Here is a 15109-nt window from a genome sequence, read left to right as displayed (position 1 = left end):
CAAAGGTAATACAGATTGATAGTATAAATTTCATGATACTTTAGTTCGATAATGTGGTAAAGGGGTTTTGAATTGTGTTTAATGCAGTCGTAATAGCTGTCGTAGTAATGATTATTCTATGCCTGTGTAGATTAAATGTAGTTATTAGTTTATTCATTAGTGCGCTAGTAGGTGGCTTAATAGCCGGAATGAGTGTCACAGACATTGTGATGGTATTCGGTAAAAATATAGTAGATGGTGCAGAAGTTGCACTGAGTTATGCTTTATTAGGAGGTTTTGCCGCTTTAATATCTTATAGTGGTATCACGGATTACCTCGTATTAAAGATTATTAAAGCAATACGTGCCGAAAATTCAAAAATGTCACGTGTTAAAGTTAAAGTAATTATTATGATTGCATTATTAGTGTTAAGTATTATGAGTCAAAACGTAATACCAGTACACATTGCATTTATTCCAATCGTTATACCACCATTAATTAGTTTATTTAATGAATTAAATATAGATAGACGTCAAATTGGTTTGATAATAGGATTTGGGCTATGTTTCCCATACGTGTTACTTCCATTTGGATTTGGTCAAATTTTCCACCAAATTATTTTAAAAGGGTTTACGAAAGCACATCATCCGATAGAAATGAGTATGATTTGGAAAGCTATGATTATACCTTCAATGGGATATATTGTAGGTTTAATTGCTGGTCTAATTTATTATCGTAAGCCAAGAAAATATATCGATCATAAAGATGAAAGTGAAATGGCAGAAGTAACTTTAAAACCTTATGTGATCGTTATTACAATCATTGCTATTTTAGCGACATTTACAGTTCAAACGCTAACAGATTCCATGATATTCGGTGCCTTAGCAGGTGTCTTAATATTCTTTATTTCAGGAGTTTATAACTGGAAAGATTTAGATCAAAAATTTGTCGACGGTATTCAAATTATGGCCTACATAGGTGTCGTTATTTTAACAGCTAATGGTTTTGCCGGAGTTATGAATAAGACAGGTGATATTAGCCAATTAGTACAGAGTTTAAGTGATATTACTAGCGGTAACAAACTATTTAGCATTATTTTAATGTATATTATTGGTTTAATCGTAACGTTAGGTATTGGTTCTTCATTTGCAACTATACCAATTATCGCAACTTTATTTATTCCTTTAGGAGAATCTTTAGGTTTAAGTACAATGGCACTCATTGCATTAATTGGTACAGCGAGTGCACTTGGTGATTCAGGTTCGCCTGCAAGTGACTCTACTTTAGGACCAACAGCCGGTTTAAATGTCGATGGCCAACATGATCATGTACGTGATACTTGTGTGCCTAACTTTATATTCTATAACGTACCTTTAATCATTTTCGGTACAATAGCGGCTATGATATTATAATTAATAAGTTGATAGAAGGGGTGTTGCGTTATGAGTACGATGTTAGATGCTTTAGAGATGAAGATTGAAAAGCAAGAACATGGATTAATGGTCATTTCTATGCCAGTAACCGATAAAGTGAAACAACCATTTGGTTATTTACATGGAGGTGCAAGCCTTGCTTTAGGAGAAACTGCATGTTCAATGGGAGCGGCTTATATTATAGACACTGATCATTATATACCTTTAGGTTTAGAAATGAATGCCAATCACATCGGTTCTACAGTAGAAGGTACAATCTATGCTACCGCAACAATTATTCATGAAGGTAAAACGACGCAAGTTTGGAATATCGAAATTAAAGACGATACGGACAGATTAATTTGTATCATGAGAGGTACAATGGCAATCAAAGAACGTAAAAACTAATAAAATTAATATAGTAAGTATGTATAACTTGTATTATAAAAAGGCTGAACAATTGAATCATAATTGTTCAGCTTTTTTAATATTAATATGTTTAACTAGCATAGGATTTAGCATTAAATGCGTTCGCTATGCGTTTAGCTGCTTCTCTACCGCCGGCAATATTACGCGCAAAAGGCCCTAATTTTAAATCAGCTAATGCACCACTAACATACAAATTGGGTAACCAAGCTAATTCGTCTGTTAATTGTGGTAACCCACATTTAGCCATTGGAGCATGATAATTTAAAATTAATTTTTTTATAAGGGGCAGTTGATATATGCTATTACTAAATCCTGTGGCTAATATGATACGATCATAATATATTTTTTTAGCATCTGTAATAATGTGATGGTGTCTTACATCTCTGATTTTATCATGATGCATAATCAATCGTCCTTGTTCTTGATAATGTTTTAATTTTAAATATAATTCTCTTGGCATAGAGCCTTTATGACGTTCTTTATTAAGAAGTGATAAGCGTTTATGAGAATCAGTAATAGATTCAAAGTAAGTCATATTTTTAGGTCCTAACCAGCCTGGATCTGCATCAAAATCATGAATTGTGAGATTTTTATTTAGCCATAAGTGGACGGTACGTTCATCTTGATTGAGTAGTTTATTAACGAGATGAGCGGCTGAAATACCACTACCGACAACATGAGAACTACCTTTGAAATTGATAGTATTGTCATGAAATATATGTTGTACGTCAGGTTGTTGTTGAAACAGTGGAGGTATATTTTTATCGTGATAACTACCAAATGCAATCACAACATGGTCGGTTTTTATACTATTATCATTACTTAATAATATTGACCAATGGTTACCAATACGTGAAATATCGATTGCAGAAGCTGATATATGACAGAGATTTAAATTAAATTGGTGTATGAGCATATGTATATGATCCATAAACATATTTGTTTGAGGTCGTTGATATTTTCCTAAAGTACAATTGGTGTAGTGGTTTATTTTGGCAAATTGCTTTAAATGAAAAGGATCTGGATGTACATGATGTACACAGGGTGAACGTAAGAAAGGCATGCTAATTTTACTAGTACGTTCGGCAAATTGTTCACATAAATTATCATGTGGGTCAATTATCGTTAGTTGACTTTGTTCTAGACCCATTGATCTTAATTTGAGGGCGATAGTAACTGCATGAATGCCGCCTCCAATAATAGTCCATTGCTTCATAAATACGCTCCTTACTTAAATAGGAATTATTACGATTTATATTAACGAATAATATCAAAAAAAGCAATAAAAAAACGTCCAAAATGACTTAGTTAAGTTACCAAGTATTTTGGACGTTTATATATTTATATTTTCTTATCTTTTAAAGTTTCTGATATGTCATCTTGTTTGAGTCGTTTAGAAGATGGTGTTTCTAAATTATATGCTGCTTTAATAATTAAATGACTGGATAAAGGACCAGTAATTAATATGAATAGGATACCTATAATTAACTGCATATTTGCAAAGCCTTCTTTACCGATAAAGAATAAAAACACACCAGCTAATAGTAAAATGGACCCTAACGTTGCTGCCTTGCCGGCTGCATGAGCTCTTGAGTATACATCTTCTAAGCGTAATATACCAATGGCTGCTAGGGCACTGATTAATGCGCCTAAGATTACGAGAATAAGGGAAATACTAATGATTATCGTCGTTGTCATTTTCAATCACCTTTCCTTTATCCATATATTTGGCGAATACTGCCGTCCCTAAAAAGGCAATAATACCTATTAATAAAATAGCTACTATCATATAAGTTGTACCTAGAAAAATACTGAATAATGCGATGATAGCCATTAATTGAATACCCATAGCATCTAATGCGACGACTCTATCAGCGAGAGAAGGACCTTTAATTACACGAATAAGCATTGCTAACATTGATAACGACACAATAACAAGCGCGATAATTATAATGATTGAATAATTCATGTCGTTTCGCCTACCTCTCTTACCACTTTTTCAAGTGATGATTTTATGCCTTCGGTTTCTTCTTCTGTAGTACTGAAATCAATACTGTGGACGAAAATCTTTGTGCGATCATCACTTATGCCTAAGACAATAGTCCCCGGAGTTAAAGTGATTAGTGTTGATAAGAGTACGATTTGCCAATCTGTTTTTAAATCAGTGTTATAAGTGAAAAATGCGGGTTCATTCGTAATCTTTCGCTTTGTTACAATTTTGATAACATCAAGATTGGCTTTGATAAGTTCTATAAAGAACACGATTAACAATTTAACGATTTTATATAGCGTTACGATGTACAGCCTGCCAGGGAAAATACTACGTACCAGTATTACGAGAATAAGCCCAAATATATAACCTAAAATAAAATTATTAAAGGTATAACTACCTGTTAAGAAGAACCATAGAATGGCTAATATTAAGTTTACTAATATTTGAATGGCCATATTATTTACCTCCTAACACGTTAGATACATATTCGCTTGGGTCATAAAAAGTTAATGCTGCATCTTTAATCATTGGTTGTAAAACGTCTGCTGATAAACCAAAAATGATTGTTAGCACAATGGTTACAACGGAAATCGTTAATGCACTGCGATATTGTAATTTTGGATTATACTCATACCCAGAAGATGTGCCGAAAAATCCTTTTAAGAAAATACGCACGACTGAATATAATACGACTAAACTTGAAAGTAAGACGACAATACCACTTAAATAAAAACCTTTTTGGAAAGTTGCTTCCACAATATAATATTTACCATAGAAACCACTAAATGGGGGTATGCCAGCCAAACTTAATGCCGCTATAAAGAATGTCCAACCTAAAACGGGATAATGTTTAATAAGCCCGCTAAAGTGTTTCAAATCATAAGAACCAGTAATTTTATATATGACACCAATGAGGAAAAACAGGCCTGCTTTTATTAACATATCGTGAAGTGTATAGTAAATCGCACCCATCATACCTGTTTGGTTCATCATCGCAACACCGACTAAGATAACGCCAATAGCAATCATAATATTATAAAGGATGATTTTCTTCATATCACTGTAACTAATGGCACCTAAACAACCGAATATTATCGTTAAAATAGCTAAGAATAATAATAGGTAGTAGGGTAGTGAAGACGTGTCACGGAAAAATAAACTGATTGTTCTAGCGATTGCGTAAACGCCAACTTTTGTTAGCAACGCACCAAAGAAAGCGATAATCGCAGTTGGTGGCGCATAATAAGCACCTGGTAACCAAATGTACATTGGGAATACGCCAGCTTTAGTAGCGAAAACAAAGATAAATACAACGAATATAATAGTTACTACGTTACTATCTTGTGGTGATAATTGGCTAAGTTTATCGCTTATATCTGCTAAGTTTAATGTACCAACAACTGAGTAAAGCATACCGACAGCAATAACGAAAAAGGCTGAAGAAGTTACATTGATGAGTACATATTTAATCGTTTCACTTAATTGTATTTGTGTGCCACCAATCACTAATAAGATGTATGAAGATATTAAAAAGACTTCAAAGAATACGAATAAGTTAAAAATATCTCCAGTCATAAACGCGCCATTTACACCTGTAATCATAAACATGATTGCAAAGTAATAATAAAATCTTTCGCGTTCAATACCTACTGTTTTATATGAATATAAGATGATTAAAGCTGTAATAATTAAGCTTGTAACAATAAGTAAACCACTGAATAAATCTAAAACAAAGACTATACTATATGGTGCTTTCCAAGAACCAAGTTCAAGTTTAATTGGACCATCTTTATAGACGTGATACAAATTAATTAAACTAAAGCACAAGGTAATCAACGTGCCTCCTAGGGCAATGTAACGTTTGATAATAGGGCGTTTACCAAGAAAAACTAACAATATACTTGTTAATAATGGGATTACCAGTGCTGACATAAGTAAGTTACTCGCTATCACTTTCAAGCACTCCTCTCATCTGTTCGACGTTATCTGTGCCCAGTTCTTTATAACTTCTAAATGCAAGAACTAAGAAGAATGCTGTAACAGAAAATGAAATTACTATTGCTGTTAAGATGAGGGCTTGTGGGATAGGATCAACATATTGAGAGATGCCCTTTTCATAGATGGGAACGTCACCTTGTTTTAAGCCACCCATAGTTATTAAAAATAAATTTGCTGTATGTGTTTGTAGCGTTGTCCCTAAAATGATACGGATTAAACTTTTAGAGAGAATGAGATAGACACTCATTGCAGTGAGAAAGCCACAAACAAATATCATCAAGATTTCCATTATTCATTCTCCCCAATCGATAATATAATAGTCATAACTGTACCAATTACTGCAAACATAACACCTAGATCAAAAAACGTAGCCGTGTGTAAATGCATTGGCTTTAAAACGATAAGTGGTATTTCAAATGGTTTATGAGTAAAGAAGTTTTTGTCATAAAACCAACTAGCCATAGGTGTAGCTACACAAAATAATAGGCCAATGCCAATTAAAATCTTAAAATCCCAAGGGAAGATTTTACGCATTGTTTTAATGTCAAATGCGACTGCAATAATCACAAGTGCACTTGAAAGAAGTAAGCCACCTACGAAGCCACCTCCGGGTGTGTAATGTCCTGCTAGAAACAGTGAAAGGCCGAACATGACGATTAAAAAGAAGATAACAATAGCAGAATATTGAAAAATTAAATTATTTTTCTGTCTGTTCATTATTATTACCTCCTTTAATACTCGTATTTTTCTTAGAACGTAATTTAATCATTGTATAGACACCTAAACCTGCTATACCCAATACGGAAGATTCGAATAAAGTATCGGTACCACGGAAGTCAACAAGTATGACGTTTACCATGTTTTTTCCGTGTGCTAGGTCATGCACGTGTGCTTTATAATAATTAGCAATAGATGCGAAATGTCTATTACCATAAGCAATTAAACCAATAATAGTTACTACTAAACCTGCACCAATGGATATTAAAACATTGACTGTTTTAAAGCTTTTAGATTCGTTATAACGATTTAAATTTGGTAAATGATAGAAACATAATAAGAACAATGCTGTCGAAATTGTTTCTACTACGAATTGAGTTAACGCTAAGTCTGGCGCACCAAAATAAATAAAGAATACTGCCACAGCGTATCCAATAGCACTAGCCATTAAAATACTGAATAATCTAGAATGCGCTAAGACCATCATTGTTGCAGCTACACAAATTAATACCACGATAACGACTTCAAACACTCTAATATTACTTACATCTTTAAAATTAACTGAAACAGGTGAAACAAGTAATACAATAGCTGACATAACAATTAAAGTTAGGAAAATAATAACTAAGTTATTACGTGTGAATCCTGTAACATAAGTATCTGTCAATTTACTAGAGTATAATTGAACCGATTTACCACTATTGTTATACCAGTAGTTGATTGTTAATTTATTAGGTTGTAATTGTAGTAAACGTACCCAATAGCTAAACGTGAAAATAAGTAAAATACCCAACACATATATTAAGAGTGTAGAGAAAAATGCTGGTGTGAATCCATGGAAGAAGTGAAATTCTGCTGGTTTACTTACAGTTTTACTTATTGAATTTACTGCTGGATCTATAATTGAACCAGTAATTAAATTAGGGAAAAAGCCAAATACTATAACTAATAAAGCCAAGATAATAGGAGATATTAGCATTAATAGTGATGATTCATGTGCCTTTTTCGGTAATTTGTCTTCATTATAACTGCCTAAGAAAATTTGGCCGATAAATCTTACAGCATATACAAATGTGAAAATGCTACCGATAATAGCGATTATTGGCAATAATATACCTATAGAATTTAAGTTGTATAAATTAACGTGTGTAATTTCAATAACACTTTCTAAAAATGATTCTTTAGATAAGAAGCCATTGAAAGGTGGAATACCTGCCATGCTTAAAGCTGTAATTAAAGTAATAGTGAATGAAATTGGCATAATAGTCACTAGGCCACCAAGCTTTTTAACGTCTCGTGTTCCAGTACTATGGTCTACAGCACCAGTAATCATAAAGAGTGCACCTTTAAAGGTAGCATGATTGATTAAATGGAATATAGCTGCAGTAAATGCCGCGCTATAAATTTGACTATCAGAACCTTCGAAATGATAACTAACAGCGCCTATACCTAACATCGACATTATCATGCCTAGTTGTGACACTGTAGAAAAGGCGAGAATACCTTTTAAATCTTGTTGTTTAGTGGCATTTAATGAAGCCCAGAAAAGTGTGACAAGTCCTATAATCGTCACTGCCCAAACCCAACCTTGAGAAACTGCGAAAATAGGAGTCATGCGTGCGACTAAGTATAAACCTGCCTTAACCATAGTTGCCGAATGTAGATAGGCACTTACAGGTGTTGGTGCTTCCATTGCATCAGGTAACCATATGTAGAATGGGAATTGAGCAGATTTTGTCATAGCACCAATTAAAACTAGCACCATTGACAAAATAAAATATGGACTAGTCTGAATATTGTCTGCATTTGCTATCATTTCGTGAATGCTTGTCGTGTTTGTGGCTGTTGATAATAAAATCAAACCACCTAACAAACATAGCCCGCCTAAAACCGTAACGAGCATAGACTTTTGTGCCCCATATATAGACGCTGAATTATCACGCCAAAACGAGATAAGTAAAAAGCTAGAGAATGACGTTAATTCCCAAAATAAATATAGAACGATGATATTGTCTGATAAGACAACGCCTAGCATTGCGCCCATAAATAATAATAGATAACAGTAAAAATTTCCCAATTGTTCTTTTCGACTTAAATAACTGATTGAATAAAGTACGACTAAGGTACCTATACCAGTAATAAGCAAACTAAATAATAAACTTAGACCATCTATATAAAGATCATAATTCATACCAAACTTTGGCATCCAGCTTGCTTTTAGTAAAACGGCATCACCTGACATTGTTGTTTTTATGTATGAGATGAAATAAATAAATAAGACTAATGGTATTGGTAATACGAACCAGCCTAAATGAATCCGCTTATGAAGTCGATACACAAAAGGAATAATGAGGGCAAATATTAACGGTAACAAAACCGCTATATGCAACAAGCTCATTAAATATTCCTCCTTTAAAAAAGTATATAACAACATTATACATGATTAATACTGTTCTGAAAAACGTCAATCGCTTATATATAAAGGATTTCAGTGTTCTATTAAATAAGAAGAAAGAGAGTATTTTTAGTTAAATTTTTCTTTATATTGAATGGCATAATCCTCTTTTAAATTTTGTAAATTTTCTAGTGAACGACGTGCATGTTCATCTTGTTTTTCTTGCAAACGTTCCTCTAATTTAGTAATTGCAAGTTGTAATGATTCGACGTAAGGAAGAGGGTCTTCATTAAATGCTTTCAATTGTGATTGAGAAGTATAGCGTTTTTCAAATTGGCTTAATGCTTTACGTTCATGGAAAAAGACATTTTCTGTAGCTTTAGGATTATGTAAATCACCTTGTTTAGGGTGTTTAATCACTTGTTCGATTTGTACTAAAATTTGATTATTTTGTTCTTCTACGATACTAACGCCGTATACGCCAGTTTTATGTGCAAAACGGTATAACATATTCAATACTTCCTTTCATTTATGTTAGAATACTATTATCATATTAACATGAAATGGAGAATTAAAATGACAAACTACCCTCAGTTAGATAATGAAGTAAAAGACAATGAAATTAAATTAGTGATGCATACAAATAAAGGTGATATGACATTCAAATTATTACCTGATGTAGCACCTAAAACGGTAGAAAATTTTGTTACTCACGCTAAAAATGGTTACTACGATGGCATTACATTCCACCGTGTAATTAATGACTTTATGGTACAAGGTGGAGACCCTACAGCTACAGGCATGGGTGGCGAAAGTATTTATGGTAAACCATTTGAAGATGAATTTTCTTTAGAAGCTTTCAATATTTACGGCGCATTATCTATGGCGAACTCAGGACCTAACACAAATGGTTCACAATTTTTCATAGTACAAATGAATGAAGTACCTGAATCAATGTTAAGTCAATTAGCAGATGGTGGTTGGCCACAACCTATCGTGGATAGATATGCTGAAAAAGGTGGCACACCTTGGTTAGATCAAAAACACACAGTATTTGGCCAATTAATTGAAGGTGAAACTACTTTAGAAGATATCGCGAGTACTAAAGTAGGACCTCAAGACAAACCGTTACACGATATTACTATCGATTCAATTGAGGTTGAAGATAAATAAAATAAAGTTCAAGCATCTTTAAAAATATAAATATAATATGTTTCATCACATCATTAGCCGAAAACAATTCGTTTTTGGCTTTTTTTATTTCAAATTATTTATAAGTCATACTATTTTTTACCAATTGAAGTGGTTTTTTTCACTTAACATTAGTCCCTTATTATTATTTATGCTATTATTAGATTGTTAATTATAACGATATAAGGGGTTATCAAGTTGAATCATCATTATAAAATTGGTCAACACATTAAAGTACGTGTGACTGGTATTCAACCGTATGGCGCATTTGTTGAAACCCCTGATAATACTGAAGGCTTGATCCATATATCAGAAATCATGGATGATTATGTGCATAATTTAAAGAAATTTTTATCAGAAGGGCAAGTTGTTAGAGCTAAAGTTATTTCTATAGATAATGAAGGCAAATTGAATTTGTCGTTAAAAGATAATGATTATTTCAAAAATTATGAGCGTAAAAAGGAAAAGCAATCAGTGTTGGATGAAATCAAAGAAACTGAGAAATATGGGTTTCAAACAATTAAAGAACGCTTACCGGTTTGGATAAAACAGTCAAAAGACGAGATGAAACAAGATTAAGAGTCTTGGGAGAACTAACACTTTATTTAAGAGTGTTAGTTTTTTTAAATTTCAATATGCATGCGCAAGCATATAATTTAACCTCGATGTATTTATAGGTTATTATGAATAAGCAGTTAAGTAGTAACGTTATTTTTAGCGTGCTATAGTAATGGAATCATTAAGGAGGAATAGTAATATGAATGAAAGATTTACCCCTTTATTTGAAAGTGTAACTTTGCCTAATAACACAGTTTTAAAAAATAAATTTGTCTTAGCACCGTTGACACACGTATCATCAAATGATGACGGTACGGCATCAGAAGACGAAATTAATTACATGGAACAACGTTCGCAAGATGTTGGTTTAGCTATTTCAGCAGCAAGTAATGTGACTGATTTAGGTAAAGCATTCCCAGGTCAACCTTCAGTTGCACACGATACGGATTTAGAAGGTTTGAAAAAGTTAGCACATGTAATGAAGAAAAACGGTGCTAAAGCAGTCGTTCAAATTCATCACGGTGGAGCGCAAGCATTACCAAACTTAACACCTGGTGGAGACGTAGCCGCACCAACACCTATTTCACTTAAAAGTTTTGGACAACAAGAAGAGCATGATGCACGCGAAATAACGGAAGATGAAATTCAGGAAACAATCAAAGCATTTGGCGAAGCAACAAGAAGAGTAGCCGAAGCCGGTTTTGATGGTGTAGAAATACATGGCGCAAACCATTACCTTATTCATCAATTCGTATCACCTTATTACAATAGAAGAACGGATGAATGGGGAACTGATAAATTAAAATTCCCAACTGCAGTTGTTGAGGAAGTGTTAAAAGCAAAAGAACAATATGCAGATGATTCATTTATCGTTGGATATAGATTTTCACCTGAAGAAGCAGAATCACCTGGAATCAGTATGGAAATTACTGAATCATTAGTTAAAACACTTATAGAAAAACCGCTAGATTATTTACATGTTTCATTAATGGATGTTCATTCTGAGACACGTGAGGGTAAATATGCAGGTGAGGAAAGAATTAAATTATTACATCAATGGATAGATGGACGTATGCCATTAATAGGTATCGGTTCTATTTTCACGGCAGAACAAGCATTAGAAGCTATTCAATCAGGTAATATTGAGTTAATTGCTTTAGGTAGAGAGATTTTATTAGACTATCAATTTATTAGTAAAATTGAAAACGGCAAAGAGAATGAAATTGTGTCATACTTTGATCCGGAAAGAACTGATAAGCATGAACTACCACCAAAACTATGGGAGCAATTTAATATCGGATTTTATCCTTTACCAAGAAAAGACGAACAATAAATATCGAATATGATATAAAGCAGTAACCTTAAAAGTAAAACAACTTATTTCACTGAATTATTCAGCTTGAAATAAGTTGTTTTTTTATTTAAGTAAACTTTTTAATAATATGATACGAGTTATTAGTCTCTCATGCATAATAATCTATCCTTACCCATGTCACGTTATTAATTATAATAATGGTTTTAATTTTCTAGTGCCATTTTCTATTGTAGCTCAATCATTCATTGATAGAACAACTTGGTTGAAGTTCCAAAATATAGCTTGTGTTATATATAACAAACTGAAATGAAATTCACTGAGTAATAAAAATTTTATTAACTTCACTTTTGAATAAAAATAAGGTTTGACTGTGTCAAAATAAATTCCTTATAGATAAATATACAAATTATTATGTCGTTTATTCAAAGTAAGAATTATTACATAGACGCACTATTATCAAAGCATAAGATTTACTTAGAAAAATAGTTTCAGTTATCTGTTAAATACGTTATGCTATGGATATGATTGATTGTGGCTTTATAGCACATAATAAATTTAAAGGGGAGATATCATGACAAGATCAGAAGAAATCATCGAGGTTACAAATCACTATGGAGCGCATAACTATGTTCCATTACCAATTGTTATCTCGGAAGCTGAAGGGGTATGGGTAAAAGATCCTGAAGGAAACAAATATATGGATATGCTAGCTGCATATTCAGCTGTTAACCAAGGGCATCGACACCCTAAAGTAGTTCAAGCGTTGAAAGATCAAGCTGATAAAGTAACGCTTGTATCTAGAGCTTTCCATAGCGACAACTTAGGTGCATGGTATGAAAAAATATGTAAACTTGCTGGAAAAGAAAAAGCACTACCAATGAACACGGGTGCTGAAGCGGTTGAAACAGCACTTAAAGCTGCAAGACGTTGGGCTTATGAAGTGAAAAATATTGAACCAGATAAAGCAGAAATTGTGGCGTTTAATGGCAACTTCCACGGACGTACAATGGCGCCAGTTTCATTATCATCTGAAGCAGAATATCAACGTGGCTACGGTCCATTATTAGAAGGTTTCCGTAAAGTTGATTTTGGTGATATTGAAGCATTAAAATCTGCTATTAATGAAAATACAGCTGCTGTCCTTATTGAACCAATTCAAGGTGAAGCAGGCATAAATGTACCTCCAGAAGGTTATTTAAAAGAGATTAGAGAATTATGTGACAAACATAATATTTTATTTATTGCCGATGAAATTCAGGCAGGTTTAGGTCGTTCAGGTAAATTATTTGCGACAGACTGGGATAACGTTAAAGCTGATGTCTATATTTTAGGTAAAGCATTGGGCGGTGGCGTATTACCAATTTCAGTTGTATTAGCAGACGAAGAAGTTTTAGGCGTGTTTACACCGGGTTCTCACGGTTCTACATTCGGTGGTAATCCACTAGCTTGTGCTGCTTCTATTGCTGCATTAGATGTTATTATCGATGAAGATTTACCAGGTCGTTCATTAGAACTAGGTAACTATTTCAAAGAAGAGTTACAAAAGATTGACCACCCTGCTATTAAAGAAGTAAGAGGTCGTGGTTTATTCATAGGAATTGAATTGAACGAAAACGCTAGACCTTATTGTGAAGCTTTAAAAGAGCAAGGCATTCTATGTAAAGAAACGCACGATACGGTTATTCGCTTTGCACCTCCTTTAGTTATTACTAAAGAAGAAATTGACTACGCATTAGACAAAGTAAAAGCAGTTTTTAAATAGCATAGAAGTTCATCAATCTAGTATAGTAATTACACTTTAAAAAGCTAAAAGTTATGTTACAATTACTATGAAAGCGAAATCATTAGTTACGAAAAAGAGGCGAAATGAATCATGACTGAGAATAATAATTTGGTTACTTCTACACAAGATATTATTAAGGAAGCTTTACACAAATTGGGTTTTGATGATGGAATGTACGACTTAATCAAAGAACCATTAAGATTTTTACAAGTAAGAATACCAGTAAGAATGGATGATGGGACTGTTAAAACTTTTACTGGTTATCGTGCACAGCATAACGATGCTGTCGGACCAACTAAAGGTGGGGTTAGATTCCACCCAGATGTTGACGAAGAAGAAGTAAAAGCATTATCAATGTGGATGTCATTAAAATGTGGAATTGTTAACTTACCTTATGGTGGCGGTAAAGGTGGAATCGTCTGTGACCCACGTCAAATGAGTATTCATGAGGTTGAACGTTTATCTCGTGGATATGTTAGAGCAATCTCTCAATTTGTTGGGCCTACTAAAGATATTCCGGCACCGGATGTTTTTACCAATTCTCAAATTATGGCATGGATGATGGATGAATATAGTTCTCTAGATAAATTTAACTCACCAGGTTTTATCACAGGTAAACCAATTGTATTAGGTGGTTCACAAGGGCGTGACCGTTCTACTGCATTAGGTGTTGTTATTGCTATTGAACAAGCGGCAAAAAGAAGAAATAAACAAATCGAAGGCTCTCGTGTAGTTATTCAAGGTTTTGGTAACGCAGGTAGCTTCTTAGCTAAATTCTTATATGACATGGGTGCTAAAATTGTAGGTATTTCAGATGCTTATGGTGCATTACATGATCCTGAAGGTTTAGATATTGATTATTTATTAGACCGCAGAGACAGTTTCGGTACTGTTACTAATCTATTTGAAGAAACTATTTCAAACAAAGAATTATTTGAAATTGATTGTGATGTTTTAGTTCCTGCAGCGATTGCAAACCAAATTACTGCTGATAATGCACATGACATTAAAGCAGACGTAGTAGTAGAAGCTGCGAACGGTCCAACAACGCCAGAAGGTACTAGAATATTAACTGAACGTGGCATATTACTCGTGCCAGACGTATTAGCAAGTGCTGGTGGCGTTACAGTTTCTTACTTCGAATGGGTTCAAAATAACCAAGGTTACTACTGGACGGAAGAAGAAGTTAACGAAAAATTACGTGAAAAATTAATCACAGCATTTGATACAATTTATGAATTAGCTCAAAATCGTAAAATTGATATGCGTTTAGCTGCATACATCGTAGGTATTAAACGTACTGCGGAAGCAGCGCGTTACCGTGGTTGGGCATAAAATT

16 protein-coding genes are annotated in these 15109 nt (G+C 33.6%); 7 read left to right on the top strand and 9 right to left on the bottom strand.

The genetic code is table 11. The features are described 5' to 3' along the window. Positions 1–74 precede the first annotated feature (74 nt). The gene (locus tag ISP08_RS09210) at positions 75–1391 is read left to right on the top strand and encodes a Na+/H+ antiporter family protein (protein WP_195718423.1); all 1317 of its coding nucleotides are present in this window, start codon (positions 75–77) and stop codon (positions 1389–1391) included. Positions 1392–1421: 30 nt separating this feature from the next. Further along, positions 1422–1799, top strand: a complete 378-nt coding sequence (locus tag ISP08_RS09205) for a PaaI family thioesterase (protein WP_195718422.1) — start codon at positions 1422–1424, stop codon at positions 1797–1799. Positions 1800–1890: 91 nt separating this feature from the next. Here the strand turns inward: ISP08_RS09205 and ISP08_RS09200 are convergent, their stop codons facing one another. From ISP08_RS09200 to kapB, 9 genes are all read right to left on the bottom strand, one after another. Then, positions 1891–3036, bottom strand: a complete 1146-nt coding sequence (locus ISP08_RS09200; protein ID WP_195718421.1) for an FAD/NAD(P)-binding protein — start codon at positions 3034–3036, stop codon at positions 1891–1893. A 125-nt stretch (positions 3037–3161) separates the two neighbouring features. After that, a complete protein-coding gene (locus ISP08_RS09195) occupies positions 3162–3518 on the bottom strand; it encodes a Na+/H+ antiporter subunit G1 (RefSeq protein WP_048792673.1) in 357 nt (118 codons plus the stop codon). Then, positions 3496–3789 carry a Na(+)/H(+) antiporter subunit F1 gene (locus tag ISP08_RS09190; RefSeq protein WP_048792674.1) on the bottom strand — a complete coding sequence of 98 codons (294 nt, stop codon included), beginning with the start codon at positions 3787–3789 and terminating at the stop codon, positions 3496–3498. The genes ISP08_RS09195 and ISP08_RS09190 overlap by 23 nt, the downstream gene beginning before the upstream one ends. Then, the gene (locus ISP08_RS09185) at positions 3786–4268 is read right to left on the bottom strand and encodes a Na+/H+ antiporter subunit E (protein WP_048792675.1); all 483 of its coding nucleotides are present in this window, start codon (positions 4266–4268) and stop codon (positions 3786–3788) included. Before ISP08_RS09185 ends, ISP08_RS09190 begins: the two co-directional genes overlap by 4 nt. A 1-nt stretch (position 4269) precedes the next feature. Beyond that, positions 4270–5766 (bottom strand): Na+/H+ antiporter subunit D, encoded by a 1497-nt coding sequence (locus ISP08_RS09180; RefSeq protein WP_195718420.1) that lies wholly within the window; start codon positions 5764–5766, stop codon positions 4270–4272. Beyond that, positions 5753–6100: a Na+/H+ antiporter Mnh1 subunit C gene (mnhC1, locus tag ISP08_RS09175; protein ID WP_048792677.1), complete on the bottom strand. Its 348-nt coding sequence runs from the start codon at positions 6098–6100 to the stop codon at positions 5753–5755. Before mnhC1 ends, ISP08_RS09180 begins: the two co-directional genes overlap by 14 nt. Next, positions 6100–6528: a Na(+)/H(+) antiporter subunit B gene (locus tag ISP08_RS09170; RefSeq protein ID WP_048792678.1), complete on the bottom strand. Its 429-nt coding sequence runs from the start codon at positions 6526–6528 to the stop codon at positions 6100–6102. The genes mnhC1 and ISP08_RS09170 overlap by 1 nt, the downstream gene beginning before the upstream one ends. Next, on the bottom strand, positions 6509–8926 hold the full coding sequence (locus tag ISP08_RS09165) for a Na+/H+ antiporter subunit A (RefSeq protein ID WP_195718419.1): 2418 nt from the start codon (positions 8924–8926) through the stop codon (positions 6509–6511). Before ISP08_RS09165 ends, ISP08_RS09170 begins: the two co-directional genes overlap by 20 nt. 126 nt (positions 8927–9052) lie before the next feature. After that, a complete protein-coding gene (gene kapB / locus ISP08_RS09160; RefSeq protein WP_195718418.1) occupies positions 9053–9433 on the bottom strand; it encodes a sporulation phosphorelay system protein KapB in 381 nt (126 codons plus the stop codon). Between the two features lie 66 nt (positions 9434–9499). Here kapB and ISP08_RS09155 point away from each other — a divergent pair, with 66 nt between their 5' ends. The 5 genes from ISP08_RS09155 to ISP08_RS09135 all read left to right on the top strand — a co-directional run bounded on the left by ISP08_RS09155 (position 9500) and on the right by ISP08_RS09135 (position 15105). Beyond that, a complete protein-coding gene (locus tag ISP08_RS09155) occupies positions 9500–10096 on the top strand; it encodes a peptidylprolyl isomerase (protein ID WP_048792681.1) in 597 nt (198 codons plus the stop codon). A 216-nt stretch (positions 10097–10312) separates the two neighbouring features. Then, a complete protein-coding gene (gene ygs / locus ISP08_RS09150) occupies positions 10313–10693 on the top strand; it encodes a S1 domain-containing post-transcriptional regulator Ygs (protein ID WP_048792682.1) in 381 nt (126 codons plus the stop codon). A gap of 178 nt (positions 10694–10871) precedes the next feature. Further along, positions 10872–12005: an NADH-dependent flavin oxidoreductase gene (locus ISP08_RS09145; protein WP_195718417.1), complete on the top strand. Its 1134-nt coding sequence runs from the start codon at positions 10872–10874 to the stop codon at positions 12003–12005. A gap of 553 nt (positions 12006–12558) precedes the next feature. Continuing rightward, on the top strand, positions 12559–13749 hold the full coding sequence (locus tag ISP08_RS09140; protein WP_048792684.1) for an ornithine--oxo-acid transaminase: 1191 nt from the start codon (positions 12559–12561) through the stop codon (positions 13747–13749). Between the two features lie 111 nt (positions 13750–13860). Beyond that, positions 13861–15105 carry a Glu/Leu/Phe/Val family dehydrogenase gene (locus tag ISP08_RS09135; protein WP_048792685.1) on the top strand — a complete coding sequence of 415 codons (1245 nt, stop codon included), beginning with the start codon at positions 13861–13863 and terminating at the stop codon, positions 15103–15105. The last annotated feature ends 4 nt before the right edge of the window (positions 15106–15109 follow it).

Source organism: Staphylococcus lloydii (genome assembly GCF_015775975.1).
GTDB lineage: Bacteria > Bacillota > Bacilli > Staphylococcales > Staphylococcaceae > Staphylococcus > Staphylococcus lloydii.
The sequence above is the reverse complement of the archived record's forward strand: the minus strand, read 5'-3'. Positions and strand labels throughout refer to the sequence as shown.

What these genes read in the sequence shown, in the direction of transcription:
- ISP08_RS09205 (WP_195718422.1), top strand. Translation starts at nt 1,422, where the DNA reads ATGAGTACGATGTTAGATGCTTTAGAGATGAAGATTGAAAAGCAAGAA.
- ISP08_RS09200 (WP_195718421.1), bottom strand. Translation starts at nt 3,036, where the DNA reads ATGAAGCAATGGACTATTATTGGAGGCGGCATTCATGCAGTTACTATC.
- ISP08_RS09195 (WP_048792673.1), bottom strand. Translation starts at nt 3,518, where the DNA reads ATGACAACGACGATAATCATTAGTATTTCCCTTATTCTCGTAATCTTA.
- ISP08_RS09190 (WP_048792674.1), bottom strand. Translation starts at nt 3,789, where the DNA reads ATGAATTATTCAATCATTATAATTATCGCGCTTGTTATTGTGTCGTTA.
- ISP08_RS09185 (WP_048792675.1), bottom strand. Translation starts at nt 4,268, where the DNA reads ATGGCCATTCAAATATTAGTAAACTTAATATTAGCCATTCTATGGTTC.
- mnhC1 (WP_048792677.1), bottom strand. Translation starts at nt 6,100, where the DNA reads ATGGAAATCTTGATGATATTTGTTTGTGGCTTTCTCACTGCAATGAGT.
- ISP08_RS09170 (WP_048792678.1), bottom strand. Translation starts at nt 6,528, where the DNA reads ATGAACAGACAGAAAAATAATTTAATTTTTCAATATTCTGCTATTGTT.
- ISP08_RS09165 (WP_195718419.1), bottom strand. Translation starts at nt 8,926, where the DNA reads ATGAGCTTGTTGCATATAGCGGTTTTGTTACCGTTAATATTTGCCCTC.
- kapB (WP_195718418.1), bottom strand. Translation starts at nt 9,433, where the DNA reads ATGTTATACCGTTTTGCACATAAAACTGGCGTATACGGCGTTAGTATC.
- ISP08_RS09155 (WP_048792681.1), top strand. Translation starts at nt 9,500, where the DNA reads ATGACAAACTACCCTCAGTTAGATAATGAAGTAAAAGACAATGAAATT.
- ISP08_RS09145 (WP_195718417.1), top strand. Translation starts at nt 10,872, where the DNA reads ATGAATGAAAGATTTACCCCTTTATTTGAAAGTGTAACTTTGCCTAAT.
- ISP08_RS09140 (WP_048792684.1), top strand. Translation starts at nt 12,559, where the DNA reads ATGACAAGATCAGAAGAAATCATCGAGGTTACAAATCACTATGGAGCG.
- ISP08_RS09135 (WP_048792685.1), top strand. Translation starts at nt 13,861, where the DNA reads ATGACTGAGAATAATAATTTGGTTACTTCTACACAAGATATTATTAAG.